The sequence below is a fragment of the Cellulomonas timonensis genome (genome assembly GCF_900046455.1).
GTDB classification, from domain to species: domain Bacteria; phylum Actinomycetota; class Actinomycetes; order Actinomycetales; family Cellulomonadaceae; genus Cellulomonas_A; species Cellulomonas_A timonensis.
In genome coordinates this window covers 82,479-108,430 of the sequence record NZ_FCOT01000012.1, presented here as the reverse complement: position 1 = coordinate 108,430, position 25,952 = coordinate 82,479, and the positions used below count along the sequence as shown (strand labels likewise).

Here is a 25,952-nt window from a genome sequence, read left to right as displayed (position 1 = left end):
TCGCAGTCGAGCGCCAGCCTAGTGCCGCGTCGACGGGGGAGCGGGAGGCGCCCCCGGACGCGTGGCCCCGACATTCGATGTTTTGGCGCGAGCCTGGGACACTAGGGGTCCTCGCACGCCGCCCAGGTGTGACGACCAGGAGGGACCTCGATGACAGGCTCCACGACCGAGCAGCCGTGGCAGGCGCCGTCATGGGAGCAGATCGTCCGGGACCACTCCGCGCGGGTGTACCGGCTCGCCTACCGCCTCACCGGCAACCAGCACGACGCGGAGGACCTCACGCAGGAGGTCTTCGTGCGTGTCTTCCGCTCGTTGTCGACGTACACCCCGGGGACCTTCGAGGGGTGGCTGCACCGCATCACCACCAACCTCTTCCTCGACCAGATGCGGCGCAAGCAGCGCATCCGCATGGACGCGATGGGCGAGGACAGCGACCGCTACCCCGCCGCCGAGGGGCGCCACTCGCCGGAGCGGGCGTATGAGCACGACAACCTCGACCATGACGTGCAGCGCGCGCTCGACGCGCTGCCCCCCGAGTACCGCGCCGCCGTGGTGCTGTGCGACATCGAGGGGCTGTCCTACGAGGAGATCGCGGTGACGCTCGGCATCAAGCTCGGGACGGTGCGCTCGCGCATCCACCGGGCGCGGGCACGGCTGCGGGTGTCGCTCGAGCACCGCGCGCCGGGCCGGTCGGAGGGCGACCTCGATCAGCCGGTGCTCGGCCCCGACGTGTTCGACGAGGCGGTGGCCCGATGACCACGCACCTGGGGACCCGGATCTCGGCGCTCGTCGACGGCCAGTTGCCGCCCGGCGCGACCGAGCGCGCGCTGGCCCACGTCGCGGTGTGCCCGGAGTGCGCCGCCGAGCTCGCCGCGGCACGCACGGCGCGCAGCGCGCTGGCGCAGGCTCGTGACGTGCGCCCGGCGCCCGACCTCACGGACCGGTTGCTCTCCCTGGCCGCCGGGCAGCCCGCCGACCCGCCGCCACGTCGTGACCCGTTCGCCTCGCCGGCCTCGTTGGGCGCCGACGCCAGGGCGGCGGCGTACACCGCTCCGCACGCGATCACCGGCGACTTGGCGCGGCGTGGGCCGGTGCGGATCGTCGTCGCGGCCGTCGCCGGCGTGGGCGTCGCCTGCGGCGGGCTGTTCCTGTTGGGCGACCAGCCCTCGGTGCTCCCGTCGAGCCACCCCGCCCAGGCGTTGATGCTGCTCGGCCATGAGTCGAGTGAGCGCGCCACGAGCCTCGCGGCCCTCGCCGCGGGCGCCGCCGGCGCGACGTCGCTGGCCGACGGGGTCGCGGCGGACGACGTGCTGGCCTCCCTGCGCGCCGACGGGTGGCAGTGCCCGGTCACGCTGCCCGACGGCTGGACGGTCACCGCCGTGCAGACCAGCGAGGACGGCTCCCGCCTGGAGGTGGACCTGTCCGGGCCCGGGGTCAGCGCGGTCCTCACCGAGCAGCCGGGGCGGCTCGACGTCCAGGCGCTCGACGGCGTGACGCAGATCGTTCTCGGTGACCGGACGCTGTACGTGCTCTCCGAGCAGCCCTGGCACGCTGCGTGGCAGGCTGGCGACCTCGTGGTCGAGGTGGTGGCCGCCTCCGACTCGGAGACGGTGCAGTCTGTGGTGGCCGGGTTCCCCGGTGGACGTTTCGACGACGGCCTGCAGGCCAGGATCAGCCGAGGATGGGACACCGTGACCCAGGCGTTGCAGCAGCGATGACCCACCCCGAGCAGCCCTTCGCGGGCCACACGCCGCCCGCTCCGGCGCCTGAGCCGTTCGCGGCGCCCACGCCTGTGCGATTCGCGGCGCCCCCGGCGCCCCCCAACCCGTTCGCCGCGCCCTCGCACGTCACGGCGCCGTACGGGCCCCCTCCGCCATCGGCTCCCGCGGCTCCGGCGCCCGAGCCCGAGCACATGCCATCGCTCGACGGCGGCGCGCGCTGGCCCGGGGACGGCTGGGACCACGGCGCCCCGACGCCGCCGCCCCCGTCCAAGCCGGCTCGGACGCGCCGCAACGGGCTGCCGCTGGGCTGGGTCGTCCTGCTGATGGTGATCGCGCTCGTGGCCGGCGCCACCGGCGGCGTCGTCAGCAGCCAGCTGCTCGGAGACGGCCGCCTCGCCGACGCGGGGCTGCCCGTCACGGTGTCGACAGGCGCCGGGGACCGCGCGCCCGAGAGTGTCGCGGGCATCGCCGCAGTGGTGCTGCCGAGCGTGGTGTCCATCCAGGTGGTCGGCCCGAACGGGACGTCGACCGGCTCCGGGTTCGTGCTGCGCCAGGACGGGTACGTGCTGACCAACCACCACGTCGTCGCCGACGCGACAGCGGCCGGGGCCACGACGGTGGTGCTGTTCGGGGACGGCACCGAGGAGCCCGCGACGATCGTCGGGCAGACCGCCGACTACGACATCGCCGTGCTCAAGGTGGAGCGCACCGGCCTGGTGCCGCTCGCGCTCGGCGACTCCGACCTCGCCGTCGTGGGCGACCCGGTCATCGCCGTCGGCGCGCCGCTGGGCCTTGAGGGCACCGTGACCACCGGCATCGTCAGCGCGCTGAACCGCCCGGTCTCCGCTGGCGGGAGCGACACGGACACGGCCTTCATCAACGCGATCCAGACGGACGCGGCGATCAACCCCGGCAACTCCGGCGGGCCGCTCGTCAACGCCGCGGGCGAGGTGATCGGCGTGAACTCGGCGATCGCGCAGCCGCCGGGCTCGTTCAGCGGCGCGAGCGGGAGCATCGGGCTCGGGTTCGCGATCCCCTCGAACCAGGCCCGGCGCACCGCCGAGCAGCTGATCGAGACGGGGACGGCGACCTACCCGATCATCGGGGTGCTGCTCGACCAGCGGTATGTGGGCGAGGGGGTCCAGGTCGCCGCAGACGCGCAGGGCGGGACCGCCCCCGTGACGCCGCGTGGGCCCGCGGACAAGGCGGGGATCCGCAGCGGCGACGTGATCCTGGCCATCGACGGGCGCCCGGTCACGGACCCCGACGAGCTCATCGTGGCGATCCGCGCGAAGACTCCTGGGGACACCGTGGTGCTGAGGGTCCGCACGGGCGACGACGAGCGCGACGTCCGTGTCGTGCTCGACGAGTCCTCGGGCTCCTGAAGCGGCGGGTAGCCTAGCCTCGTGCTAGACATCAACGGCGGTGAGTTCATCCTCCTGCTCGTCGTGGCTGTCCTGGTGATCGGCCCCGAGCGCCTGCCGAAGTACGCGGAGCAGCTCGGCCAGTGGGCGCGCCAGGCACGCGGGTTCGTGCAGGACACGAAGTCGCGCGTCGACACTGAGCTCGGTGACGATCTCAAGGACGTCGACTGGGCGGCCCTCGACCCGCGTCGCTACGACCCGCGCCGCATCGTGCGCGAGGCGCTGCTCGACGACCCGCCGCCGGCCAAGCCCGCGAGCACGCGGGTGCGGGCCTCTGCGGCGCCGGTCGCGGCCGCCGGCACCTCCTGGCAGGCGTCGACGCGCGACCCGGCCGTCCCCGCCGCAGGAGCATCCACTCCGTTCGACGACGAGGCGACCTGACCGGGTCAGACCCCCAGCTCACCCTTCCCCTGGCATGTCTGTGAAAGAGAGAACCGGTCGAATGGCACCCGCGACGCAGCGCCCCCGCATCTTCTCCGGAATGCAGCCCACCTCGGACTCGCTCCACCTCGGCAACTACCTGGGCGCCCTGACCCAGTGGGTCGCGCTGCAGGACTCCTACGACGCCGTGTACTGCGTCGTCGACCTGCACGCGCTGACCGTGGCCCCCGACCCGGCGGTGCTGCGCGAGCGCACCCGCCGCACGGCGGCCCAGTACCTGGCGGCGGGAGTGGACCCCGCCCGGTCGATCCTCTTCGTGCAGTCGCACGTGTCCGAGCACGCGGAGCTCGCCTGGTTGCTGTCGTGCCAGACGGGGTTCGGCGAGGCCAGCCGGATGACGCAGTTCAAGGACAAGTCGGCTCGGTTCGGCCAGGAGGGCACGACGGTCGGGCTGTTCACTTACCCCGTCCTCATGGCGGCGGACATCCTGCTCTACGACACGGCGCTCGTGCCGGTGGGCGAGGACCAGCGCCAGCACCTCGAGCTGACGCGCGACCTGGCCCAGCGGCTCAACACGCGCTTCGGCAAGGGCACCGCCGTCGTGCCGGACGCGCACATCGTCAAGGCGACGGCCAAGATCTACGACCTGCAGGACCCGACCGCGAAGATGAGCAAGTCCGCGGCCAGCCCGAACGGGATCATCGAGCTGCTTGACGACCCGAAGGTGGTCGCGAAGCGCATCCGCTCCGCTGTCACCGACGCCGAGCGGGAGATCCGGTACGACCCGGAGGCCAAGCCGGGCATCGCGAACCTGCTGACCATCTACGCGGCGCTCACGGGCCGCGACGTCCTCGCGATCGAGGCCGACTACCAGGGCAAGGGCTACGGCGACCTGAAGAAGGACCTCGCCGAGGTGGTCGTGGAGTTCCTCACCCCGTTCCAGGAGCGCGTGCACACGTATCTGGCGGATCCGGCGGCGTTGGACGACGTCCTGGCGGACGGGGCCGAGCGGGCGCGGGAGATCGCGCGCGGCGTGCTCGACCGGGTCCACGACCGGATGGGACTGCTGCCTCAGCGGGGCCGGGCATGAGGTTGCCGGCTCGCAGCGGCGACCAGGTGCGCATCGGCGTCGCGATCACGATCCCGGAGCCGTACGGGTCGCTGCTGCAGGCCGCCCGCGGCCGGTTCGGGGATCCCGCGGCGCCGTTCATCCCGCCGCACATCACGCTGCTGGGGCCGACGGTGGTGGAGCCCGGCGAGCTCCCCAACGTCGAGCGGCACCTCACCGAGGCCGCGTCACGGCACCGGCCGTTCGTGGTGCACCTGCGGGGGACGGGGACGTTCCGACCCGTGTCACCGGTGGTGTTCATCCAGGTGGTGGATGGGATCGCGAGCTGCGAGGCGCTGGAGCGGGAGATCCGCACGGGCCCGCTCGCCCAGGACCTGAGCTTCTACTACCACCCGCACGTGACGGTGGCCCACGACGTCGCCGAGCCCGACCTCGACCGCGCGTTCGCCGAGCTCGTCGACTTCGAGGCGTCGTTCGTGGTGAGCGCGTTCCACTCCTATGAGCACGGCGACGACGAGGTTTGGCGGCCGGTGCGGGGCTTCCCGTTGACCGGCGCCCTCACCCCCGCCGCGTCGACGACCCCCGACGCCTCGACTGCGCCCGCCGAGGCAACCCGGCCCGCCCACTCTCAGGATGCCCCGCAGCCCATCGACTCCTAGGGTCGGGGGATGATCGCGCAGTCTGACCCCCATGCGCCGATCGGTGCAGGTCAGGCGCATGTCAAGGCGTCCGCCACCGAACTGTCGAAGGCCTCGGCGGAGGGCCCCGCACGGGGTTTGCGCGGTCGGGTGGCAGCCCTGACGGCCTGGGTCGCCCGGGTGATCGCGTGGTGGAACCAGACGCGTGCGGCGCGTGCGAACGCGCGCTTCGGCGCGGCCGGCGGCGGCGTGCTGACGGGCGGGATCGCCTACTCCACGCTGTTCTCCGTCTTCGCGGGGCTGACCATCGGCTACACCGTGTTCATGGCCGTGCTGGGCAACAACGACGTGCTGCGCGAGGACGTGCTGGACGCGGTGGCGGCGAACCTGCCGGGCCTGGTGGACACCGGCTCGGGCTCCGGGCTGCTGGAGCCGGACTCCCTGCAGCTCAGCACCGGGCTGAACCTCACCGGGATCATCGCCGCCGTGGTGCTGCTGGTCAGCGCGACGTCGGCCCTGTCCTCGCTGCGCACCGCCGTGCGGGCCATGTTCGACGCCGGGAAGATGCCGGAGAACGCCTTGCTCGGCAAGGCGCGCGACCTGGCCGGCTTCGTGGGCCTGGCTTTGGCGGTGCTGCTCTCCGCGGTGCTCAGCGTGGCCGCGTCGTCCCTGGCCGACAGCGTGCTGCGGTTCTTCGGGGTGACGGAGGGCGCCGGCGCCGTCGTGCAGGTGCTCGTCGTCGCGGCGGGCTTCGTGGTGGATGTCGGCACGTTCATGCTGATCGTCTGGGTGCTCGCCGGCCAGCGGCCGCCGTTCCGTGACCTGCTGGGCGGGGCGCTGATCGCCGCCGTCGGGCTGGGGGCGATGCGCGTCGCTGGAACGTCGCTGGTGGCCAGGGGAGCGGACCGGAACGCCCTGTTGGCCTCGTTCGCCGCCGTGGTGACGTTGCTGGTGTGGGTCAACCTGATGTCGCGCATCGTGCTGCTGGCGGCCGCGTGGACGGCCGACCCTCCGGCCCTGGCCACGCCAGCCGACGATGACGACGGGGCCGCCGCGGTCTCGGCCTGAGCCCTCCCACGCGGCTGGCCCTGAAGACGACGAGAGCGCGACCCCCGTGGGACGGCGCTCTCGTCGTCAGAAGGCGCAGGTCAGAAGGCGCGGGTGATCATCGCCCGCTTGACCTCCTGGATCGCCTTGGTGACCTCGATGCCGCGCGGGCACGCCTCGGTGCAGTTGAAGGTGGTGCGGCAGCGCCACACGCCCTCCTTGTCGTTGAGGATCTCCAGGCGCTGGGCCCCGCCCTCGTCGCGGCTGTCGAAGATGAACCGGTGCGCGTTGACGATCGCGGCCGGGCCGAAGTACTGCCCGTCGGTCCAGAACACCGGGCAGGAGGACGTGCACGCCGCGCAGAGGATGCACTTGGTGGTGTCGTCGAACCGCTCGCGCTGGGCGGCGGACTGCAGGCGCTCCTTGGTCGGCGCGTTCCCCTCGGTGATGAGGAACGGCATGATCTCGCGGTAGGAGGCGAAGAACGGCTCCATGTCCACCACGAGGTCCTTGATCACGGGCAGGCCCTTGATGGGCTCGACGATGATCGGCTTGCCGGGGTTGAGGTCCTTGAGCAGGGCCTTGCACGCGAGCCGGTTGCGGCCGTTGATGCGCATCGCGTCCGAGCCGCACACGCCGTGGGCGCAGGACCGGCGGAACGTGAGTGACCCGTCGTGCTCCCACTTCACCTTGTGCAGGGCGTCCAGGAGGCGGTCCGTGCCGTGGGCCGTGACCGTGAACTCCTCCCAGTAGGCGTCGTCCCCGTGGGTGTCGGGCAGGAACCGGCGGATGCGCAGCGTCACGTCGAAGCTGGGGACCGCGCCGATCTCGGTGGTCTCGGAGACCGCGGCGTCGAGGGTGGCAGTCATCAGTACTTACGCTCCATCGGCTGGTACCGGGTCATGACCACGGGCTTGTACCCGAGGCTGACGTCGAAGGCGCCGGGCGCGGCCGATCCGGGCCCGCTGAGGATGTCGACGAGCTCGCCGCCCTGGTCGGCGGTCAGCACGGCGCCCTCGGCGGCGGGCGTGGACGCGGCGGCGATGGCGACGGCCACCGGCTCGGACGGGGCGAGGACGCCGGGGCGACGGCGGTAGGCCATCGTGTGCTTCATGTAGCCGGCGTCGTCGCGCTTCGGGTAGTCCTCGCGGAAGTGGCCGCCGCGGGACTCGTTGCGGTTGAGGGCGCCCACGACCACGACCTCCGCGATGTCGAGCAGGAAGCCCAGCTCGAGCGCCTCAAGGAGGTCGGTGTTGAAGGTGCTGCTCTTGTCCTGCACCGAGACGTTCGTGTACCGCTCCTGCAGCTCGCGGACGTCGGCCAGCGCCTGGAGCAGCGACTCCTCGGTGCGGAACACCTGCGCGTTGGTGTCCATGGTCTGCTGCAGGTCGCGCCGCACGTCGGCCACGCGCTCGCCGGACGGGCGCTCGCGCATCTCCAGGAGCTCGGCGACCACACCGCTCTCGGGGTCGTCGGGGACCTCGACCCAGTCGGCGGTTGCGGCGTACTGGGCGGCGGCGATGCCGGCCCGCTTGCCGAACACGTTGATGTCCAGCAGCGAGTTGGTGCCCAGCCGGTTGGAGCCGTGCACGGACACGCAGGCGACCTCGCCGGCGGCGTACAGGCCCTTGACCACGTCGGTGTTGTTGCGCAGCACCTCGGCGGTGATGTTGGTCGGCACCCCGCCCATCGCGTAGTGCGCCGTCGGGTAGACGGGGATGGGCTCGGTGTACGGCTCGATGCCCAGGTAGGTGCGCGCGAACTCGGTGATGTCCGGGAGCTTCGCGTCGATGTGCGCGGGCTCCAGGTGCGTCAGGTCGAGCAGCACGTAGTCCTTGTTCGGCCCGGCGCCGCGGCCCTCGCGGACCTCCAGGGCCATCGACCGGGCGACGATGTCGCGGGGCGCGAGGTCCTTGATGGTGGGGGCGTAGCGCTCCATGAAGCGCTCGCCATCCGAGTTGCGCAGGATGCCGCCCTCGCCGCGCGCGGCCTCGGAGAGCAGGATGCCCAGCCCGGCCAGGCCTGTCGGGTGGAACTGGAAGAACTCCATGTCCTCGAGCGGCAGGCCGCGGCGGTAGGCGAGCGCCATGCCGTCACCGGTGAGGGTGTGCGCGTTGGAGGTCGTCTTGTAGATCTTCCCCGCGCCGCCAGTGGCCAGGACCACGGACTTCGCGCGGAACAGGTGGATCTCCCCGGTGGCCAGCTCATAGGCGATGACGCCGCTGACGGCCACCTCCTCGCCCTCGGGAACGTCGCCGTCGACGAGGTCGTGGGAGAGCAGCAGGTCGAGCACGTAGAACTCGTTGAAGAACTCCACATCCTGCTTGACGCACTGCTGGTACAGCGTCTGCAGGATCATGTGGCCGGTGCGGTCCGCCGCGTAGCACGAGCGGCGCACGGCGCTCTCGCCGTGGTTGCGGGTGTGGCCGCCGAACCGGCGCTGGTCGATCTTGCCCTCGGGCGTGCGGTTGAACGGCAGGCCCATCTTCTCCAGGTCGAGCACCGCGTCGATGGCCTCCTTGGCCATGACCTCGGCGGCGTCCTGGTCGACGAGGTAGTCACCGCCCTTGACCGTGTCGAACGTGTGCCACTCCCAGTTGTCCTCCTCGACGTTCGCGAGGGCGGCGCACATGCCGCCCTGCGCGGCGCCCGTGTGGGAGCGCGTCGGGTAGAGCTTGGAGATGACGGCTGTGCGGGTGCGGCCGGAGGACTCGAGGGCGGCGCGCATCCCCGCGCCACCTGCGCCCACGATCACGACGTCGTACTGATGGGTCTGCATCGGTGTCGATGCCTCCTGTGGCGGTTCGGTGCGAGACGCGCCGGCGCCGCCCGCCGCGAGGGGCGGGCGGCGCCGGCGGTCAGGCGGAGCAGAACGAGGGGAGCAGGTTCGCCGGGCTCTCGGGCGGGCACGGGTCGAACGTGAAGATGACGAGGGTGCCGAGCACCACCACGACGACGAGCGACGCGACCAGGGCGGCCTTGAGCGCGAGGCGCACACCATCCCGTTCGGCGTAGTCGTTGATGATGGTGCGCACCCCGTTGGCGCCGTGGATCATCGCGAGCCACAGCATGAGCAGGTCCCAGATCTGCCACAGCGGCGACGCCCACTTGCCGGCGACGAAGCCGAAGTCGACGGCGTTGATGCCCTCGCCCTGCACCAGGTTGACGAACAGGTGCCCGAAGATGAGGACGATCAGGACGACGCCTGACACCCGCATGAAGATCCAGCCGTACAGCTCGAAGTTGCCGCGGGTGCTGGTGCGCCCGCTCCGGCGAACCCGCGGGGACCGCGGCTCGGCGATGGTGGTCATCAGGCACCCCCGAAGACGTGGCCCAGGTGGCGCGGCAGGAAGCCGGCCATGGTCACGAGGAACAGCCCTAGCACGACGTACAGCATGACCCGCTGGTACTTCGGTCCCTTGACCCAGAAGTCGACGAGCATGATCCGCACACCGTTGAAGGCGTGGAAGACGATGGCGGCGACGAGGCCGGCCTCGCCGAGGCCCATGATGGGGTTTTTGTACGTGCCGATGACCGCGTTGTACGCCTCCGGGGAGACGCGCACCAGGGCCGTGTCGAGCACGTGCACGAGCAGGAAGAAGAAGATGAGGACGCCGGTCACGCGGTGCGCGACCCACGACCACATGCCTTCACGCCCTCGGTAGAGCGTGCCGGCCGGTGCGGTGGGCACGTGGAGAGCCTCCTGGCAGTCGGATGAGGGACAGCACTGTCCTTTTCGCTGTCCACTCTAGTGACACGACGTCGCCGGTCGGGCGTGTGCGGGCCGTGGCGCAGGGGGTTGTGACGCAATGTGATCAAATCCACAGCGACCCGGGCGCGGCCGTCGCGCCGCTGGTCATGGCTACCCTGACCCGATGACTGACGTGATCCCCGGCTTCCACGCCGTTGTCCCGGCGGGTGGCGCCGGCACCCGGCTGTGGCCCCTCTCGCGCGCGGGCGCGCCCAAGTTCCTGCACGACCTGACGGGCACCGGGCGCACCCTGCTGCAGGGCACCGTCGACCGGCTGCTGCCGCTCACCGGAGACGGCGGCGTCATGGTCGTCACGGGCGCCCGGCACCGGGCCGCGGTGCAGGCGCAGCTCCCGGAGGTGCGCCCGCAGGACGTGCTCGCCGAGCCGTCGCCCCGCGACTCCATGGCCGCGATCGGCCTGGCCGCGGCCGTGCTCGAGCAGCGGCACGGCGATGTCGTCCTGGGGTCGTTCGCGGCCGACCAGGTGATCGACGGCGCGCAGGAGTTCGGCAGGGCCGTGCGCGAGGGCGTCGAGGCCGCCCGCGCGGGGTACGTCGTGACCGTCGGCATCGCGGCGACGGGACCGTCCACGGCGTTCGGCTATGTCCGCTCAGGCGCCCCGCTGGGCGTCGAGGGGGCGCCGGGCGTCCGCCACGCCCAGGGGTTCACGGAGAAGCCCGACGCCGAGACCGCCGCGGAGTACCTCGCCACGGGGGAGTACCGCTGGAACGCGGGCATGTTCATCGTCCGGGCGCGCACGCTGCTCGACCACCTCGCGACGCAGCTCCCCACACTGCACGACGGCCTCCGCGAGATCGCCGCGGTGTGGGACACCCCGCAGCGCGACGAGGTCCTCGACCGGGTGTGGCCCACGCTCACCCGGATCGCCATCGACCACGCGATCGCCGAGCCCGTCGCCGCCGCCGGCGGGGTGGCAGTGGTGCCGGGCGACTTCACCTGGGACGACGTGGGCGACTTCGCGTCGCTCGCCGAGCTGCTGCCCGCCCAGTCCGACGCGTCCGGCCGCACGCTGGGCGAGGAGTCGCTGGTGCTGCGCATCGACGCCGACGGCACGCTGGTGGTGCCGTCCTCCGGCCGCGCCGTCACGGTGATCGGCGTTCCGGGCGCGGTCGTCGTCGACACCCCGGACGCGCTGCTCGTCACGACTCTGGAGCGGGCGCAGCAGGTCAAGGCCGGCGTCGACGGATGGCGCGAGCGGGGGCGCGACGACCTGCTCTGAGCAGTGTCGTCGTCGGCTCGCAAGGCGGGGTCCCAGCCAGGCGGACTACCCTCACGGCGTGCCCGAAGACGCTTTCCACCTCGCTGACCGTGTCGCCGCCCTGCGCTCCGAGCTCGTCGAGTTCCGGCGTGACCTGCACGCCCACCCCGAGCTGTCGCGACTCGAGCAGCGCACCACCGCCAAGGTCGCCGAGCGCCTGCGCCTCGCGGGGCTCACGCCGAAGCTCCTGCCGGGCACCGGGCTGATCTGCGACATCGGGCCAGGGCTCGCCGAGGGCGACCGGCGCCGCGTGGTGCTGCGCGCCGACTTGGACGCGCTGCCGGTGATGGACACCTCGGGCGTCGAGTGGGCGTCGATCGTGCCGCATGTGGCGCACGCCTGCGGCCATGACGTGCACACCACCGTCGTGCTGGGCGCCGGCCTGGTGCTCGCCGAGCTGGCGGCGGCCGGGCAGCTCAGCCGCGGGGTGCGGCTGCTGTTCCAGTCGGCCGAGGAGGTGCAGCCCGGCGGCGCCCTCGACGCGATCGCCGAGGGCGTGCTGGACGGCGTCAGCCGCGTGTACGCCGTGCACTGCGACCCGCGCGTGGACGTCGGGCGGATCGGCACCCGCATCGGCCCCATCACGTCCGCCTCCGACGAGGTCACCGTGACGCTGCGCGGCGCGGGCGGCCACACCTCGCGCCCGCACCGGACCGGCGACGTCGTCTTCGCGCTGGGCCAGGTCATCACGCAGGTCCCGGCCGTGCTGGGGCGGCGGCTCGACCCGCGCTCGGGGGTGAACCTCACGTGGGGGGCGGTGCAGGCGGGCTCCGCGCCGAACGCGATCCCGGCGACGGGCACGGCGCGCGGCACGCTCCGCTGCCTCGACGTGCGGGCCTGGGAGCAGGCGTCGGCGGTGTTCCAGGAGGCGGTGCAGCAGGTCGTCGCGCCGTACGGCGTCGAGGCCGAGGTGCGCCACCTCCGGGGGGTGCCGCCGGTCGAGAACGACGAGCACAGCGTGGCGGTCCTCGAGGCGGCCGCGCGCGACGTGCTGGGCGAGGACGCCGTGCAGCTGACGGAGCAGTCGCTGGGCGGCGAGGACTTCGCCTGGTACCTCACCAAGGTCCCGGGGGCGATGGCGCGGCTCGGGACGCGGACTCCGGGCGGCCGGTCCTTCGACCTGCACCAGGGGGACTTCCGGGTGGACGAGCGCGCGCTGGACTCCGGCGTGCTGCTGCTGGCCCGCACCGCGCTGTCCGCGGCGGGCGACTGACGCGCGAATTGCCGCACCCTGCCCGCCCGCTGGGACGAGGCGTCCCGCATCGCGGCGCTTGATCCCAACTCCGTAACGGAACCTGGTTGCCTACCTCTCGGTAACGTGCCGGAAAGACAACCTCCGTAGAATGCGCGTGCGGGTGTCAACGGCGTGCCCGCCCCCCTCGCAGACGAGTAGGTCGCAGGGCGGTGAAGTCACGGCCAGCAGCATCTCGACCCAACAACAGGAGTGTCGCGTGAAGAAGATCATCCGTGTGGCTGCGCTCGGTGGGGCGCTCGCCCTCACTCTCGCGGCATGTGGCAGCGCGCCGGAGGACGACTCGACCGCGTCCGCCGGCGCGGAGAACGCCGACTTCAAGGCCTGCATGGTCTCCGACGAGGGCGGGTTCGACGACAAGTCCTTCAACCAGTCCGGCGCGGAGGGCCTCGAGCGGGCCAAGGAGGAGCTCGGCATCACCACCGCGCTCGTCGAGTCGCAGGACGTGACGGACTTCGGCCCCAATGTCACAAACCTGGTGACCCAGGGCTGCAACCTCGTGATCGGCGTCGGGTTCATGCTCGAGGACGCGATCGAGGAGGCGGCAGTCGCCAACCCCGACATCGAGTTCGCGCTCGTCGACTCCGGCTTCAGCGACGCCGACTTCAACCCGGTGACGTACGACAACGCCAAGCCGCTCCTCTTCGACACGCAGGAGGCGGCCTACCTCGCGGGCTACGCCGCGGCAGGCATGTCCACCACGGGCAAGGTCGCGACCTTCGGCGGCATCGCGCTCCCCTCGGTCACGATCTTCATGGACGGCTACGTCGACGGCGTCGCCAAGTACAACGAGGACAACGGCACCGCCGTGGAGGTCTTCGGCTGGGACAAGGCCGCGCAGACCGGCTCGTTCACCGGTGACTTCTCGAACCAGGCCAACGGCCAGAACCTCGCCAAGGGCTTCATCGACCAGGGCGTCGACGTGATCATGCCCGTGGCCGGCCCGGTCGGCCTCGGCGCGGCCGCGGCGGCCAAGGAGGCCGGTGACGTCCTGATCATCGGCGTCGACGCCGACTGGTTCGAGACGGCGCCCGACTACTCGTCGATCATCCTGACCTCGGTCATCAAGGAGATCGGCCAGGCGGTCTTCGACACTGTCGACCAGGCCGTCGCCGGGGAGTACACCTCCGAGGCCTATGTCGGCACGCTGGCCAACGGCGGCATCGGCCTGGCGCCGTTCCACGACTTCGAGGCCAAGGTGCCGAGCGAGCTCGCGGACGCGATCGAGGCCCTGAAGGCGGAGATCATCGCGGGCGACCTGTCGGTCGACTCGCCGTCCGCCAACAGCTGACGGCATCACCACCCACCGATGGCCCGGGCGGACAACGCCCGGGCCATCGGCCTGACCACCCGGCACGCACCCGCACTGGTCGCTAGTGTCGACCACCACGAACTTTGAAGGAGCCGGGGCACGTGAAGCTGGAACTGCGAGGGATCACCAAGCGCTTCGGCAGCCTGGTGGCCAATGACCACATCGACCTGGTGGTCGAGCCCGGCGAGATCCACGCCCTGCTGGGCGAGAACGGCGCCGGCAAGAGCACGCTGATGAACGTCCTCTACGGGTTCTACGAGCCCGACGGCGGCGAGATCCTCGTCGACGACGCCCCGGTGACCTTCACCGGCCCCGGCGACGCGATGGCCGCCGGGATCGGCATGGTGCACCAGCACTTCATGCTTGTGCCCGTGTTCACCGTCGCGGAGAACGTGGCCCTCGGGCATGAGCCCGTGCGCGGCGCCGGGATCATCGACCTCGCCGAGGCCCGTCGGCGGGTCCGCGAGATCTCCGACCGGTTCGGCTTCGACCTGGACCCCGACGCGCTCGTCGAGGACCTGCCCGTCGGCGCCCAGCAGCGCGTCGAGATCATCAAGGCGCTGTCCCGCGACGCCCACGTGCTGATCCTCGACGAGCCCACAGCCGTGCTCACGCCGCAGGAGACCGACGAGCTCATCGAGATCATGCGGCAGCTCAAGGCCGCCGGCACCTCCATCGTCTTCATCACCCACAAGCTGCGCGAGGTGCGCGCCGTCGCGGACCGCATCACCGTCATCCGGCGCGGCGCCGTCGTGGGCAGCGCGGCCCCGACGGCCTCCGAGCCCGAGCTCGCCGCGCTCATGGTCGGCCGCTCGGTGGACCTCGGGGTCGCCAAGGCCCCGGCCACGCCAGGCGAGGTCGCCTTGCAGGTGAAAGACGTCACGGTGATCGACGTGGCGGGCGTGCGCCAGGTCGACGACGTCAGCTTCGACGTCCACCGCGGGGAGATCCTCGCCGTGGCCGGGGTGCAGGGCAACGGGCAGACCGAGCTCACCGAGGTGCTCATGGGGCTGCTCGAGCCCGTGGCTGGCTCGGTGCTGCTGGACGGCGCGGAGCTCGTGGGCCGCCCGGTCCGCGAGGTGCTGCGCGCCGGCGTCGGCTACGTGCCGGAGGACCGCACCGCCGACGGGGTGATCGCCGACTTCTCCGTCGCGGAGAACCTCGTCCTCGACCTGTTCGACCAGGCGCCCTACGCGCGGGGCATCGCGTTCGACCCCGCGAAGGTGGCCGCCAGCGCGCGTGAGCGGGTCGTCGAGTTCGACGTCCGCACGCCGTCGGTGGACGCGTTCGCGGGCACGCTCTCCGGCGGCAACCAGCAGAAGGTCGTGCTCGCGCGCGAGATGTCGCGTCCGCTGCGCCTGCTGATCGCCTCGCAGCCCACCCGCGGCCTCGACGTCGGCTCGATCGAGTTCGTGCACAGCCGAGTTGTCGCCGAGCGCGACCTCGGCACGCCGGTGATCATCGTCTCCACGGAGCTCGACGAGGTCCTGGCGCTGGCCGACCGCATCGTCGTGATGTACCGCGGCTCCATCGTCGGGATCGTCCCGGGCGGCGCCGACCGCGACGTGCTCGGCCTGATGATGGCGGGCGTGCCGCTCGACGAGGCGCAGGCGCAGGTCGCGACACACCACACCACACTCGGCCAGGCGGACGCCGCGGCTGACACCGACCCCTCCGAGGAGGACCTCACGTGAGCGAGTCCGCTCCGCTGCGGGACGCGGCCGTCCCGGTCCCGGGAGACACCGGGGTCGAGCGGCCCCCGTCCCGTGGCCAGAACGCCCTCCGCGAGATGCTCGAGAGCAGCTGGCTCGTCACTGTGCTGGCGATCGTGCTCGCGCTGGTGATCAGCGCGGTGCTCATCGCGGCGGCCGACGCCGAGGTGCAGGCCGCCGCCAGCTACTTCTTCGCACGGCCGATGGACCTGCTCACCGCCGCGTGGACGGCGGTGTCCCAGGCGTACACCGCGCTGTTCCAGGGCGCCATCGTCGACCCGGGCGCCACGACGCTCGCCCGGGCCGTGCGCCCGCTGACGGAGACCATGACGGTGTCCGTGCCGCTGATCTTCGCGGGCCTCGGGCTGGGCATCGGCTTCCGCGCCGGCCTGTTCAACATCGGCGCCCAGGGGCAGATCATCATGGGCGCCGTCCTGGGCGGCTACATCGGCTTCACCTTCGAGCTGCCCGTGGGGCTGCACCTGCTCCTCGCCGTGATCGGCTCGGCGCTGGGCGGGGCCATCTGGGCGGGCATCGCCGGTGTGCTCAAGGCGCGCACGGGCGCCAACGAGGTGATCGTCACGATCATGCTCAACAACATCGCGATCTACCTGGTGGGCTACCTGCTCACCACGTCGGCGTTCCAGCGCGGGAACAGCAACAACCCGATCTCGCCGCCGGTCGAGTCCAGCGCGGTGTACCCGCTGCTGCTCGGCACGGGCTTCCGTCTGCACGCCGGGTTCCTGCTCGCGCTCGCCGCGGCCGTGGGCGTGTGGTGGCTGATGAACCGGTCGACGATCGGGTTCCAGTTCCGCGCCGTGGGCTCCAACCCGCACGCCGCCCGCACCGCCGGCATGTCCGTCGAGGCCAGCTACGTGTGGGTCATGGTGATCGCGGGGGCGCTGGCCGGGCTGGGCGGATCAGCCCAGGTGCTGGGCACCGAGAAGGTGCTCACCGCCGGCGTCGCCGCCAGCTTCGGCTTCGATGCGATCACCGTCGCGCTGCTCGGCCGCTCCAAGCCGTTGGGCACCGTGTTCGCGGGGCTGCTCTTCGGGGCGCTGCGCGCGGGCGGGTACTCGATGCAGGCCCGCACGGGCACGCCCATCGACATCGTGCTCGTCGTGCAGTCGCTGATCGTGCTGTTCATCGCGGCGCCGCCGCTCGTCCGGGCCGTGTTCCGGCTGCCCTCCCCAGGCGCCGTCAGACCCGGCGTCCTCGCCACCAAGGAGGCCGCAGCGTGAGCGCCGTGACCGCCCCCTCGCGGCCCGCCGCGAGCCCCGCCCCCGTGGGCAAGCCGCTGCCGCCGATCAACTGGAAGGCGCCGATCGGCTATGGCGTGACGGCCCTGGTCGCGCTGGTCCTCTTCGGGCTGCTGCCCGCCAGTGGCCGGACGACGACGTTCACGTTCGCGACGTCGAAGGACTTCTTCCAGATCGAGCCGCTGACGGTGCCGTCGAAGTCCACGGCGATCGTGCTCTCGCTGATCGGGCTCGCCCTCGCGGGGGTGTCCCTGTGGCTCCCCCGCAGCCGCCGCAAGACGGGGGTGTGGCTGCCCGCGCTGTTCGGCGTGGTGGTCATCCTCGCGTTCCTCACCTGGGCCGTCGCGGGCAAGGCGCAGCCGCTGCCGATCACCGGGCTGCTGCAGGGCTCGCTGTTCCTGGCCATCCCGCTGGTGTTCGGCTCGCTGGCGGGTGTGCTGTGCGAGCGCTCGGGCATCATCAACGTCGCGATCGAGGGCCAGCTGCTCGCCGGCGCCTTCGCGGCGGCGGTCATCGCCTCGCTGACCCACAGCGCGTACGCGGGCCTGATCGCCGCGCCCATCGCCGGCGCGCTGGTCGGCCTGATCCTCGTGTACTTCTCGGTGAAGTACCTGGTCAACCAGATCATCGTCGGCGTGGTGCTCAACGTGCTCGTCGTCGGCGTCACGAGCTACCTGTTCTCCACTGTGCTCAAGGTGAACGCCGCGACGTGGAACTCCCCGCCGAAGCTGCCGACCATCGAGATCCCGCTGCTCTCGCAGATCCCCGTGATCGGCCCGGTGCTGTTCCGGCAGACGGCGCTCGTCTACGTCATGTACGTGGTTGTGGCGCTGCTGCAGGTGATGGTGTTCCGCAGCCGCTGGGGCCTGCGCCTGCGCGCGGTGGGCGAGCACCCGAAGGCCGCGGACACCGTCGGCATCAAGGTCAACCGCACCCGGGTCCGCGCGACGATGCTGGGCGGCGCGGTCGCCGGGCTGGGCGGGGCGTTCTTCACCGTGGCCGCCGGGCTCGCGTTCGGCAAGGAGATGACGGGCGGCAAGGGCTTCATCGCGTTGGCCGCCATGATCCTGGGCCGGTGGAGCCCGACGGGCGCCCTCGCGGCGGCGCTGTTGTTCGGCTTCGCGGACAACCTGCAGGTGGTGCTCGGCATCATCGGCACCCCGATCCCGAGCCAGATCATGCTGATGACCCCGTACGTGGTGACCATCTTCGCCGTCGCCGGCCTCGTGGGACGCGTCCGCGCCCCGGCCGCCGAGGGCATCCCGTACGTCAAGTGAGCGACAGTGGAGTGAGTGACATGAGCCAGACCCCCCCGATCGACTGGGACGCCCTGCGCGATGCCGCGCGCGACGTCATGACCCGGGCCTACGTGCCCTACTCGAAGTTCCCCGTGGGCGTCGCGGCCCTGGTCGACGACGGCCGCATCGTGGTGGGCTGCAACGTGGAGAACGCGTCGCTGGGCCTGACGCTGTGCGCCGAGTGCGCGCTCGTCTCCGGCCTGCACGTCAGCGGCGGCGGGCGCCTCGTGGCCTTCGCGTGCGTGGACCAGCACGGCAACGCGCTGATGCCCTGCGGCCGCTGCCGACAGCTCCTTTGGGAGCACGGCGGCCCGTCGCTGCTGGTGGACACCGTCAGCGGCATCAAGCCGATGACCGAGGTGCTGCCCGACGCGTTCGGGCCGGACGACCTCGTGGAGAGGGCAGCCCGATGAGCGAGCAGTTCGACGCCGTCGACGTCATTCGCACCAAGCGCGACCACGGTCGGCTGAGCGAGGGGCAGATCGACTGGGTCATCGACGCGTACACCCGCGGCGCCGTGGCCGAGGAGCAGATGTCGGCCCTCGCGATGGCCATCCTGCTCAACGGCATGGACCGCGCGGAGATCTCCCGCTGGACGGCCGCGATGATCGCGAGCGGCGAGCGGATGGACTTCTCCGGCCTGTCCCGCCCGACCGCGGACAAGCACTCCACGGGTGGGGTCGGCGACAAGATCACGCTGCCGCTGGCGCCGCTCGTCGCCGTGTTCGGCGTCGCGGTGCCGCAGCTCTCGGGCCGCGGCCTGGGGCACACCGGCGGCACGCTGGACAAGCTCGAGGCCATCCCCGGCTGGCGCGCCGCGCTCAGCAACGACGAGATGATGCGGCAGCTCGAGGACGTGGGCGCCGTCATCTGCCAGGCCGGATCCGGGCTGGCCCCCGCCGACCGCAAGCTGTACGCGCTGCGCGACGTCACCGGCACCGTCGAGGCCATCCCCCTGATCGCCAGCTCGATCATGAGCAAGAAGATCGCCGAGGGCACCGGCTCGCTGGTGCTCGACGTGAAGGTCGGCTCGGGCGCCTTCATGAAGGACCTCGACCGGGCGCGTGAGCTCGCCCGCACCATGGTGGAGCTGGGCGTGGACGCCGGGGTGCGGACCGTCGCGCTGATCACCGACATGGAGACCCCGCTGGGGCTCACCGCGGGCAACGGCCTCGAGGTGCGCGAGTCGGTCGAGGTGTTGGCTGGGGGAGGCCCCGCGGACGTCGTGGAGCTCACCGTGGCGCTGGCCCGCGAGATGCTCACCGCCGCCGGGCAGCCGGACGCCGACCCGGCGGCCGCGCTCGCCGATGGGCGCGCGATGGACGTGTGGCGGCGCATGATCGCGGCGCAGGGTGGCGACGTGGACGCGCCGCTGCCTGTCGCGCGGGACACCGAGCAGGTCCTCGCGGCCTCCGACGGCGTGCTGACCGGCCTCGACGCCTACGCCGTGGGCGTCGCGGCGTGGCGGCTCGGCGCGGGCCGGGCCCGCAAGGAGGACCCGGTGCAGGCTGCCGCAGGCGTCGAGCTGCACGCGAAGCCGGGCGACCGGGTGCGCGCGGGGCAGCCGCTGCTGACGCTGCACACCGACACCCCGGAGCGCTTCGGCCGGGCCCGCGAGGCGCTTGAGGGCGCCGTGCGCATCGAGGCCGACGGCGCCGAGGTGGCCGTGCGCCCGCTGCTCATCGACCGCATCGGCGAGTGACGCCCACGAGCATGCAGCTCACGAGCGTGCTGCGCGCGGTGCGTGGGCGCACGGTCCCGCTCGAGCCGGCGGCGGCTGGCCAGGATCCGGCCGCCGTCCCAGCGCCGCGTCGGCCGCGCCGTCCGGGCGCCGACCTCGTGCGCGCCCGCGCCGTCGGCGCCGGGCTCGCAGAGGACGACGCCGTGGAGCTGGTCGCGCGCGTCGAGCGGCTCTCCGACCGGGAGGCGTGGCAGGTCGTCGACCCGCGGCGCCCCGCACGCGGCGCCAGCGTGCTGCGGTTCGGCACGGCCGCCGCCCGCCAGGTCGACGAGACGTCCTGCGGCGCGGCGGTGCTGGCGATGCTCGCCGCCCACGGGAACCCGGCTGTGGCGCTGTGGCTGGTCACGGGTGAGCACATCGGCGAGACGCCTTCGGCGCTGGACGGCGTCGCGCCCGCCTCCGGGCCGGCCGGGCGCCTGGCGGGCCTGCAGGCCGCGCTGCATGTGCGCAGCACGCGGCGCGCGGTGCTGGGGGCCCTGCCCTGGCCGACAGCCCTCGGCACCCCGCCGTGGGGGGCCGCGCGCGTCGCCACCGAGCTGTGCTCCGGGGTCGGCGCTGTGCACGGCGTCGGAGGGACGGGGATCGCCTATCGGTCGGTGATGCTCGACGACACCCGGCACGACGAGGTGCGCGCCGTGCTGGCCCGCATCCGGCGCGCGCTCGCGCACGGGGTTCCCGTGCCGCTGTACACCGGGGGCGACGCCTCATCCGGGCTGGCCGCCGCCGTGCCCCGTCACGTCGTGCTCGTCACCGGTGCGGATGCCACCAGCCTGCGGGTCTATGAGCCGTCGACCGGCCAGGAGCACGTGGTGGCCGAGGACGCTGTGCTCGCCGGGGGGACGCCGCGCGCGGCCTACGGCGGCTGGTCGCACGTGTGCTGGGCGCTGCTGCCCGTGCGGCGCGCCTGAGGGCGCTACGTGCGCGTTCCGCCGGGAATGCCCACTCTGTCCTGTTGGCACAGGGCTCCGGGGCGGTCCACGATGGAAGCGCACGAGCCGTCCTCATCCCCCGGGAGGAACCATGAGCACCGTGCCCGGCCAGGACTCCTGGCGTGACGCAGGCCTGACGCAGCCCAAGTTGCAGGACACCACCGAGGCGGACCCGTCGCCGTTCGAGCTCGACGAGCTCGACGACGCGGAGGCCGCCGAGGAACTGCGCGACGACGAGGCGGGCACCGACGTGACTGTCGTCGACCCGGCCGCCGGCGTCGTCGAGGAGTACCGCCCCGACGCCCCGCGGCCCGACCTCGAGGACAAGGCGAACGTGGCGGACGTGACCGAGCAGGCCCGCGAGGTCCCGCCCGACGAGCGCGACGACTACCCCTGATCGGAGTAGTCCCCACCGACCACTACGGTGGGACCATGACCCTCGCCGCCGACCAGATCGCCGTGCTGCCCAAGGTGCTGCTGCACGACCACCTCGACGGCGGGCTGCGCGCCGCGACGATCGTGGAGCTGGCCCACGAGGCCGGCCACGAGCTGCCGGCCACCGACCCCGACGCCCTCGCGCGCTGGTTCGGCGAGGCTGCCGACTCGGGCTCGCTGGAGCGCTACCTGGAGACGTTCGCGCACACCGTCGCCGTCATGCAGACGGCGGACAACCTGCGGCGCGTGGCCCGCGAGGCCGTGCTCGACCTGGCCGCCGACGGGGTGGTCTACGCGGAGCAGCGGTACGCCCCCGAGCAGCACCAACAGGGCGGCCTGAGCCTGCAAGAGGTCGTCGACGCCGTGCAGGAGGGCTTCGCCGAGGGCGTCGCGCTCGCCGCCGAGGACGGCCGCGAGATCCGCGTCGGCACGCTGCTGACAGCGATGCGGCACGCCGACCGCGGTGACGAGATCGCGGCGCTCGCGCTGGCGAACCGCGACAGCGGCGTGGTCGGCTTCGACATCGCCGGCGCCGAGAAGGGCTTCCCGCCCTCGCGCCAGGCGTCCGCGTTCGGCTCTCTGCGCGCGGCCAACTTTCCCGTCACGGTGCATGCCGGCGAGGCGGACGGCCTGCAGTCCATCGCCGAGGCGGTGCACGTCGCCGGAGCGCAGCGGCTCGGGCACGGTGTGCGGCTGATGGACGACATCACGGTGACGACGGGCCCGGACGGCGCTCCCGACGCCCGGCTGGGCCGGCTGGCGCAGTGGGTGCTCGACCGGCAGATCCCGCTCGAGCTGTGCCCCTCGTCGAACCTCCAGACCGGCGCCGCGACGTCGATCGCGGAGCACCCGGTGACGATCCTGCGCTCCTTGGGCTTCGCGGTCACGGTGAGCACCGACAACCGCCTGCAGTCCGGCACGTCGCTCACGCGCGAGTTCGCCCTGCTGGCAGCGGAGGCGGGCTGGACCCTCGACGACATGCGTGACGTGACGGTCACCGCCGCCCAGAGCTCTTTCCTCGCGTTGCCCGAGCGGCGCGACTTGATCGACCGGGTGATCCTCCCGGCCTATTCGCAGAACGGCAGCGGGAGGCACCGCGCATGACCACGAACATCGACCCGACGACCCTGGCCCAGTACGTCGACCACACGCTTCTCAAGCCGGAGGCCACCGCTGACGACGTCGCGGCGCTCGTCGCCGAGGGGCAGCGCCTGGGCGTGTACTCCGTGTGCGTCTCGCCGTCGTTCCTGCCGCTCGACGCGGGCGACTTGAAGGTCGCGACGGTGTGCGGGTTCCCGTCCGGCAAGCACCACAGCGAGGTCAAGGCCGCCGAGGCCGCCCGTGCGGTGGCGGACGGCGCCGACGAGGTGGACATGGTCATCGACGTGGGCGCGGCGAAGGCCGGGCAGTTCGCGTCGGTGCAGGCGGACATCGCCGCCGTGCGCGCGGCCGCCCCGGCGCCTGTGGTGCTGAAGGTCATCATCGAGTCGGCGGCGCTGAGCGATGAGGAGATCGTCGCGGTGTGCCAGGCCGCCGAGGCCGCGGGCGCGGACTTCGTCAAGACGTCCACGGGCTTCCACCCGGCCGGGGGCGCCACCGTGCACGCCATCGAGCTGATGCACGCGACAGTGGGCGGCCGGCTCGGCATCAAGGCGTCGGGCGGGGTCCGCACCAGCGCCGACGCGCTCGCGATGATCGAGGCGGGCGCGACGCGCCTGGGCCTGTCGGGGACCGCCGCCGTGCTGGCCGGCCTGGAGGCCGACTCCGGCTACTGAGCCGGCGGCACGACGCACACGCGAAAGCCGGCGGCCCCCATCGCGGGGGACCGCCGGCTTCTCACGTCACGCCCTGGCGCGGAGATGGCCTGTCAGAGCCCGAGGGCGGCCTCGAGGTCGCGGCGCACCGCGTCGAGCCGCTCGCGCGCGTGCTGGCGCGCGCTCATCATCTTCGCCTCGCCGGCATGCTCGCCGACCTCGACGATCGCCTCGAGGTAGCACTTCACCTTCGGCTCCGTGCCGCTGGGCCGCACGATCGCCCGGGTGCCGTCCTCGGCGAGGAGCCGCAGCCCGACCGTCGGGGGGAGCCCGCCGCGCTCGGCGTCGGTGCCCGCCTCCAGGTCGACGACCTTCGTCACGGGAGATCCGCCCAGCGTGGCCGGGGGGTTGTCCCGCAGCCGGGCCATCGTCGCGGGGATCTGCGCGAGGTCCGTGAAGCGCGCCGAGAGCTGGTCGGTGACGTAGAGGCCGTGGTCGCGGGCCAGGTCGTCCAGCACGCCGATCAGGGTGCGGCCGTCGGCCTTGAGCGTCGCGGCGAGCTGCGCGATGACCAGGGCGGCGGAGATGCCGTCCTTGTCCCGCACATGCGCCGGGTCGACGCAGTAGCCGAGCGCCTCCTCGTACCCGTAGGACAGGCCGTCGACACGGGAGATCCACTTGAAGCCCGTGAGGGTCTCCTCATGACGTGCCCCGGCGGCCTGCGCGATCTGCGCGAGCAGCCGCGAGGAGACGATCGAGTTGGCGAAGACGAGCTCGCGGTCGTCCGGCGTGCCGGCCACGAACGTGCCGGAGCCGCCGATGGCGCCCGCGGCGAGCGCGCCCAGCAGCGCCCCCACCTCATCGCCCCGCAGCATCCGCCAGCCGTCCGCCGCGGCCGTGCCCGGCCCCCGGTAGGTCCGTGAGCCGGGATCGTCGACGGCCACCGCGCACCTGTCGGCGTCCGGGTCGAGGGCCAGCACCAGATCCGCGTCCCGGTCCCGCGCGAGGCCGAGCGCGTAGTCCATCGCTCCCGCCTCCTCGGGGTTGGGGAACGCGACGGTGGGGAAGTCGGGGTCGGGATCGGCCTGCTCGGGCACCAGCGTGACGTCGCTGAACCCGGCGGCGGCCAGCACCCGGTGGGCGACGGCCCCGCCCACGCCGTGTAGCGGCGTCAGCACGACCTTGAGGTCGCTCGCGCGGGTGCGGGCCTGCTCGCTCGAGTCGGCGAGCGTCAGCACTGCCGCGACGTACGCGTCGAGCACCTCGGGCCCTAGCACCGTCCAGCCCGAGTCGGCGCGCGGCACCGACGCGACGGACGCGACCCGGGCGATCTCGGCGGCGATCTCCGCGTCGGCGGGCGGCACGATCTGCGAGCCCTGCGCGCCGCCGGCGGCGACCCGGCCGCCGAGGTACACCTTGTAGCCGTTGTCCTGCGGCGGGGTGTGGGTCGCCGTGCCCATGACGCCGGCGTCGGCGCCCCGGGGGCGGGCCGCGAAGGCCCGCACAGGGGGCGGCAGCGGCGCCGGGGGCAGCAGTGCCTCGATGCCCGCGGCCGGCATGACGGCGGCGGGGTCCCGGGCGAAGGCGGCGGGGCGGTGCCGCGCGTCGTAGCCGATCACGACGCGCGGCGCGGGCCGGGCGGCGGGGAGCTGGGCGCGCAGGTAGCCGGCGAGGCCGGCGGCGGCCCGGATCACGACGGCGCGGTTCATCCGGTTGGGGCCGCCCGCGATGGCGCCCCGCAGGCCGGCGGTGCCGAACTGCAGGGTGCCCGCGAACCGGTCCTCGAGCTCGGCGCGGGCGCGCTCGACCTCGCTCACGAGCTGTTCCTGCTCGGGCGGGAGGTCGCTGCCGGGGACTCGCCCGGCCTCGACCTCCTCAAGGGAGCGGCCGGCGGTCGCGAGCAGCTCCGCGAGCTCGGCGGCGGTGGTGGGGTCCGGATCGTCAGCGATCCAGGCTCGCACCCTGTCCTGCACCTGGGGCCATGCGTCGGCGGTCGCCATGTCGCTCAATCTACCGACGGCGTCGCCGACGCGTCGTCCAGGCGTCGCACGATCGAGGCGAGGAGCGCGCTGATGCGCGGGCCCGCGGCCTGGCCGGCCTCGATGACCTCCGCGTGGGACAGCGGCACCGGGCTGATGCCGGCGGCGAGGTTCGTCACGAGGGAGAGCCCCAGCACCTCCATGCCGGCCTGGCGGGCGGCGATGGCCTCGAGGGTGGTGGACATGCCCACCAGGTCGCCGCCCATGCGGCCGGCCATCGTCACCTCGGCGGGGGTCTCGTAGTGCGGCCCGCGGAACTGGACGTAGACGCCCTCGTCGAGGCTCGGGTCGACAGTGCGGGCGAGGTCGCGCAGGCGCTCCGCGTACAGGTCGGTGAGGTCGACGAACGTCGCGCCCTCGAGCGGCGACGTGGCCGTGAGGTTGATGTGGTCGCGGATGAGCACGGGGGTGCCGGGCGCCCAGTCGGGGTTCAGGCCCCCGCAGCCGTTGGTCAGGACGATGGTGTGCGCGCCCGCGGCGGCGGCCGTGCGGACGCCGTGCACCACGCGGCGCACCCCGCGTCCCTCGTACAGGTGCGTGCGGGAGCCGATGACCAGGACGTGGCGGTCCGGTGCCCCGTCCTCCCCGGCGACCCGGATGGAGCGGGTGGTGCCGACGTGGCCGGGCACCGCGGGGGCGGAGAAGCCGGGGATCTCGTGGCTGGGGACCTCGGCCACTGTCTCGCCCAGGAGGTCGGCGGCGCCGCCCCAGCCGGAGCCGAGGACGAGCGCGATGTCATGGCGCTCGACGCCGGTCACCCGTGCCAGGTGCTCGGCCGCGAGGCGGGCCACGTCGAAGGGGTCGGTGCGGGGATCGTCGAGTTCAGACATGTGTCGAGGCTAGTGGCCGTCCGGCGGCTTCCCGTCAGCGACGCGGCGTGGGCGCCACCCGACCTGCGTGGATGGGCCAGA

At 72.8% G+C, this 25,952-nt stretch carries 25 protein-coding genes; 19 read left to right on the top strand and 6 right to left on the bottom strand.

Annotated features, from left to right (window positions below):
- The first annotated feature begins 150 nt into the window (after window positions 1–150).
- The 7 genes from sigE (at window position 151) to BN3788_RS08915 (ending at window position 6,301) form a co-directional block, all read left to right on the top strand.
- On the top strand, window positions 151–756 hold the full coding sequence (gene sigE / locus BN3788_RS08945) for an RNA polymerase sigma factor SigE (RefSeq protein ID WP_066584757.1): 606 nt from the start codon (window positions 151–153) through the stop codon (window positions 754–756).
- Entirely contained in the window at window positions 753–1,718 is a 966-nt protein-coding gene (locus tag BN3788_RS08940) for a zf-HC2 domain-containing protein (RefSeq protein WP_066584756.1), read from the top strand. Before sigE ends, BN3788_RS08940 begins: the two co-directional genes overlap by 4 nt.
- Window positions 1,715–3,106, top strand: coding sequence for a S1C family serine protease (locus tag BN3788_RS08935; protein ID WP_066584753.1), 1,392 nt, complete (start codon window positions 1,715–1,717; stop codon window positions 3,104–3,106). The genes BN3788_RS08940 and BN3788_RS08935 overlap by 4 nt, the downstream gene beginning before the upstream one ends.
- A gap of 21 nt (window positions 3,107–3,127) precedes the next feature.
- Complete coding sequence (locus BN3788_RS08930; protein WP_066584743.1) at window positions 3,128–3,526, top strand: twin-arginine translocase TatA/TatE family subunit; 399 nt, start codon at window positions 3,128–3,130, stop codon at window positions 3,524–3,526.
- A gap of 34 nt (window positions 3,527–3,560) precedes the next feature.
- Window positions 3,561–4,616, top strand: coding sequence for a tryptophan--tRNA ligase (trpS, locus tag BN3788_RS08925; RefSeq protein ID WP_390619915.1), 1,056 nt, complete (start codon window positions 3,561–3,563; stop codon window positions 4,614–4,616).
- Window positions 4,613–5,254: a 2'-5' RNA ligase family protein gene (locus BN3788_RS08920; RefSeq protein ID WP_066584737.1), complete on the top strand. Its 642-nt coding sequence runs from the start codon at window positions 4,613–4,615 to the stop codon at window positions 5,252–5,254. Before trpS ends, BN3788_RS08920 begins: the two co-directional genes overlap by 4 nt.
- A 129-nt stretch (window positions 5,255–5,383) precedes the next feature.
- Window positions 5,384–6,301, top strand: coding sequence for a YihY/virulence factor BrkB family protein (locus BN3788_RS08915; protein ID WP_234346578.1), 918 nt, complete (start codon window positions 5,384–5,386; stop codon window positions 6,299–6,301).
- Window positions 6,302–6,381: 80 nt separating this feature from the next.
- Here BN3788_RS08915 and BN3788_RS08910 read toward each other — a convergent pair whose 3' ends face one another.
- From BN3788_RS08910 to sdhC, 4 genes are all read right to left on the bottom strand, one after another.
- Window positions 6,382–7,149: a succinate dehydrogenase iron-sulfur subunit gene (locus BN3788_RS08910; RefSeq protein WP_066584734.1), complete on the bottom strand. Its 768-nt coding sequence runs from the start codon at window positions 7,147–7,149 to the stop codon at window positions 6,382–6,384.
- Complete coding sequence (sdhA, locus tag BN3788_RS08905) at window positions 7,149–9,059, bottom strand: succinate dehydrogenase flavoprotein subunit (protein WP_066584731.1); 1,911 nt, start codon at window positions 9,057–9,059, stop codon at window positions 7,149–7,151. Before sdhA ends, BN3788_RS08910 begins: the two co-directional genes overlap by 1 nt.
- A gap of 79 nt (window positions 9,060–9,138) precedes the next feature.
- Window positions 9,139–9,591: a succinate dehydrogenase, hydrophobic membrane anchor protein gene (gene sdhD, locus BN3788_RS08900; RefSeq protein WP_066584728.1), complete on the bottom strand. Its 453-nt coding sequence runs from the start codon at window positions 9,589–9,591 to the stop codon at window positions 9,139–9,141.
- On the bottom strand, window positions 9,591–9,971 hold the full coding sequence (sdhC, locus tag BN3788_RS08895) for a succinate dehydrogenase, cytochrome b556 subunit (protein WP_082812747.1): 381 nt from the start codon (window positions 9,969–9,971) through the stop codon (window positions 9,591–9,593). The genes sdhD and sdhC overlap by 1 nt, the downstream gene beginning before the upstream one ends.
- Window positions 9,972–10,155: 184 nt before the next feature.
- On the opposite strand from sdhC, the gene BN3788_RS08890 reads away from it, so the two are divergent.
- From BN3788_RS08890 to deoC, 12 genes are all read left to right on the top strand, one after another.
- Window positions 10,156–11,271, top strand: coding sequence for a mannose-1-phosphate guanylyltransferase (locus tag BN3788_RS08890; RefSeq protein ID WP_066584727.1), 1,116 nt, complete (start codon window positions 10,156–10,158; stop codon window positions 11,269–11,271).
- 58 nt (window positions 11,272–11,329) lie between these two features.
- On the top strand, window positions 11,330–12,523 hold the full coding sequence (locus tag BN3788_RS08885) for an amidohydrolase (protein WP_066584724.1): 1,194 nt from the start codon (window positions 11,330–11,332) through the stop codon (window positions 12,521–12,523).
- 238 nt (window positions 12,524–12,761) lie between these two features.
- Window positions 12,762–13,853 (top strand): BMP family lipoprotein, encoded by a 1,092-nt coding sequence (locus BN3788_RS08880; protein WP_066584710.1) that lies wholly within the window; start codon window positions 12,762–12,764, stop codon window positions 13,851–13,853.
- A gap of 122 nt (window positions 13,854–13,975) precedes the next feature.
- Window positions 13,976–15,568: an ABC transporter ATP-binding protein gene (locus tag BN3788_RS08875; protein WP_066584708.1), complete on the top strand. Its 1,593-nt coding sequence runs from the start codon at window positions 13,976–13,978 to the stop codon at window positions 15,566–15,568.
- Window positions 15,565–16,827, top strand: a complete 1,263-nt coding sequence (locus BN3788_RS08870; RefSeq protein ID WP_066584706.1) for an ABC transporter permease — start codon at window positions 15,565–15,567, stop codon at window positions 16,825–16,827. The genes BN3788_RS08875 and BN3788_RS08870 overlap by 4 nt, the downstream gene beginning before the upstream one ends.
- Window positions 16,824–18,122 carry an ABC transporter permease gene (locus BN3788_RS08865; protein ID WP_066584700.1) on the top strand — a complete coding sequence of 433 codons (1,299 nt, stop codon included), beginning with the start codon at window positions 16,824–16,826 and terminating at the stop codon, window positions 18,120–18,122. Before BN3788_RS08870 ends, BN3788_RS08865 begins: the two co-directional genes overlap by 4 nt.
- Before the next feature lie 20 nt (window positions 18,123–18,142).
- Window positions 18,143–18,556 carry a cytidine deaminase gene (locus BN3788_RS08860; RefSeq protein ID WP_066584698.1) on the top strand — a complete coding sequence of 138 codons (414 nt, stop codon included), beginning with the start codon at window positions 18,143–18,145 and terminating at the stop codon, window positions 18,554–18,556.
- The gene (locus BN3788_RS08855) at window positions 18,553–19,845 is read left to right on the top strand and encodes a thymidine phosphorylase (protein WP_066584695.1); all 1,293 of its coding nucleotides are present in this window, start codon (window positions 18,553–18,555) and stop codon (window positions 19,843–19,845) included. Before BN3788_RS08860 ends, BN3788_RS08855 begins: the two co-directional genes overlap by 4 nt.
- A complete protein-coding gene (locus BN3788_RS08850; protein WP_147525093.1) occupies window positions 19,842–20,792 on the top strand; it encodes a hypothetical protein in 951 nt (316 codons plus the stop codon). The genes BN3788_RS08855 and BN3788_RS08850 overlap by 4 nt, the downstream gene beginning before the upstream one ends.
- Before the next feature lie 112 nt (window positions 20,793–20,904).
- Complete coding sequence (locus BN3788_RS19270; protein WP_066584691.1) at window positions 20,905–21,210, top strand: hypothetical protein; 306 nt, start codon at window positions 20,905–20,907, stop codon at window positions 21,208–21,210.
- A 35-nt stretch (window positions 21,211–21,245) separates the two neighbouring features.
- Entirely contained in the window at window positions 21,246–22,352 is a 1,107-nt protein-coding gene (locus BN3788_RS08840; protein ID WP_066584689.1) for an adenosine deaminase, read from the top strand.
- The gene (gene deoC / locus BN3788_RS08835) at window positions 22,349–23,023 is read left to right on the top strand and encodes a deoxyribose-phosphate aldolase (protein WP_066584687.1); all 675 of its coding nucleotides are present in this window, start codon (window positions 22,349–22,351) and stop codon (window positions 23,021–23,023) included. Before BN3788_RS08840 ends, deoC begins: the two co-directional genes overlap by 4 nt.
- Window positions 23,024–23,115: 92 nt before the next feature.
- Here deoC and BN3788_RS08830 read toward each other — a convergent pair whose 3' ends face one another.
- Together BN3788_RS08830 and BN3788_RS08825 are read right to left on the bottom strand one after the other, a co-directional pair.
- Window positions 23,116–25,002, bottom strand: a complete 1,887-nt coding sequence (locus BN3788_RS08830; protein WP_066584685.1) for a phospho-sugar mutase — start codon at window positions 25,000–25,002, stop codon at window positions 23,116–23,118.
- A 5-nt stretch (window positions 25,003–25,007) separates the two neighbouring features.
- The gene (locus tag BN3788_RS08825; RefSeq protein ID WP_066584683.1) at window positions 25,008–25,871 is read right to left on the bottom strand and encodes a purine-nucleoside phosphorylase; all 864 of its coding nucleotides are present in this window, start codon (window positions 25,869–25,871) and stop codon (window positions 25,008–25,010) included.
- Between the last annotated feature and the right edge of the window lie 81 nt (window positions 25,872–25,952).

What these genes read in the sequence shown, in the direction of transcription:
- BN3788_RS08825 (WP_066584683.1), bottom strand. Translation starts at nt 25,871, where the DNA reads ATGTCTGAACTCGACGATCCCCGCACCGACCCCTTCGACGTGGCCCGC.
- BN3788_RS08935 (WP_066584753.1), top strand. Translation starts at nt 1,715, where the DNA reads ATGACCCACCCCGAGCAGCCCTTCGCGGGCCACACGCCGCCCGCTCCG.
- BN3788_RS08860 (WP_066584698.1), top strand. Translation starts at nt 18,143, where the DNA reads ATGAGCCAGACCCCCCCGATCGACTGGGACGCCCTGCGCGATGCCGCG.
- BN3788_RS08855 (WP_066584695.1), top strand. Translation starts at nt 18,553, where the DNA reads ATGAGCGAGCAGTTCGACGCCGTCGACGTCATTCGCACCAAGCGCGAC.
- trpS (WP_390619915.1), top strand. Translation starts at nt 3,561, where the DNA reads ATGTCTGTGAAAGAGAGAACCGGTCGAATGGCACCCGCGACGCAGCGC.
- BN3788_RS08830 (WP_066584685.1), bottom strand. Translation starts at nt 25,002, where the DNA reads ATGGCGACCGCCGACGCATGGCCCCAGGTGCAGGACAGGGTGCGAGCC.
- BN3788_RS08910 (WP_066584734.1), bottom strand. Translation starts at nt 7,149, where the DNA reads ATGACTGCCACCCTCGACGCCGCGGTCTCCGAGACCACCGAGATCGGC.
- sigE (WP_066584757.1), top strand. Translation starts at nt 151, where the DNA reads ATGACAGGCTCCACGACCGAGCAGCCGTGGCAGGCGCCGTCATGGGAG.
- sdhA (WP_066584731.1), bottom strand. Translation starts at nt 9,059, where the DNA reads ATGCAGACCCATCAGTACGACGTCGTGATCGTGGGCGCAGGTGGCGCG.
- BN3788_RS08840 (WP_066584689.1), top strand. Translation starts at nt 21,246, where the DNA reads ATGACCCTCGCCGCCGACCAGATCGCCGTGCTGCCCAAGGTGCTGCTG.
- sdhD (WP_066584728.1), bottom strand. Translation starts at nt 9,591, where the DNA reads ATGACCACCATCGCCGAGCCGCGGTCCCCGCGGGTTCGCCGGAGCGGG.
- BN3788_RS08890 (WP_066584727.1), top strand. Translation starts at nt 10,156, where the DNA reads ATGACTGACGTGATCCCCGGCTTCCACGCCGTTGTCCCGGCGGGTGGC.
- BN3788_RS08920 (WP_066584737.1), top strand. Translation starts at nt 4,613, where the DNA reads ATGAGGTTGCCGGCTCGCAGCGGCGACCAGGTGCGCATCGGCGTCGCG.
- BN3788_RS08940 (WP_066584756.1), top strand. Translation starts at nt 753, where the DNA reads ATGACCACGCACCTGGGGACCCGGATCTCGGCGCTCGTCGACGGCCAG.
- BN3788_RS19270 (WP_066584691.1), top strand. Translation starts at nt 20,905, where the DNA reads ATGAGCACCGTGCCCGGCCAGGACTCCTGGCGTGACGCAGGCCTGACG.
- deoC (WP_066584687.1), top strand. Translation starts at nt 22,349, where the DNA reads ATGACCACGAACATCGACCCGACGACCCTGGCCCAGTACGTCGACCAC.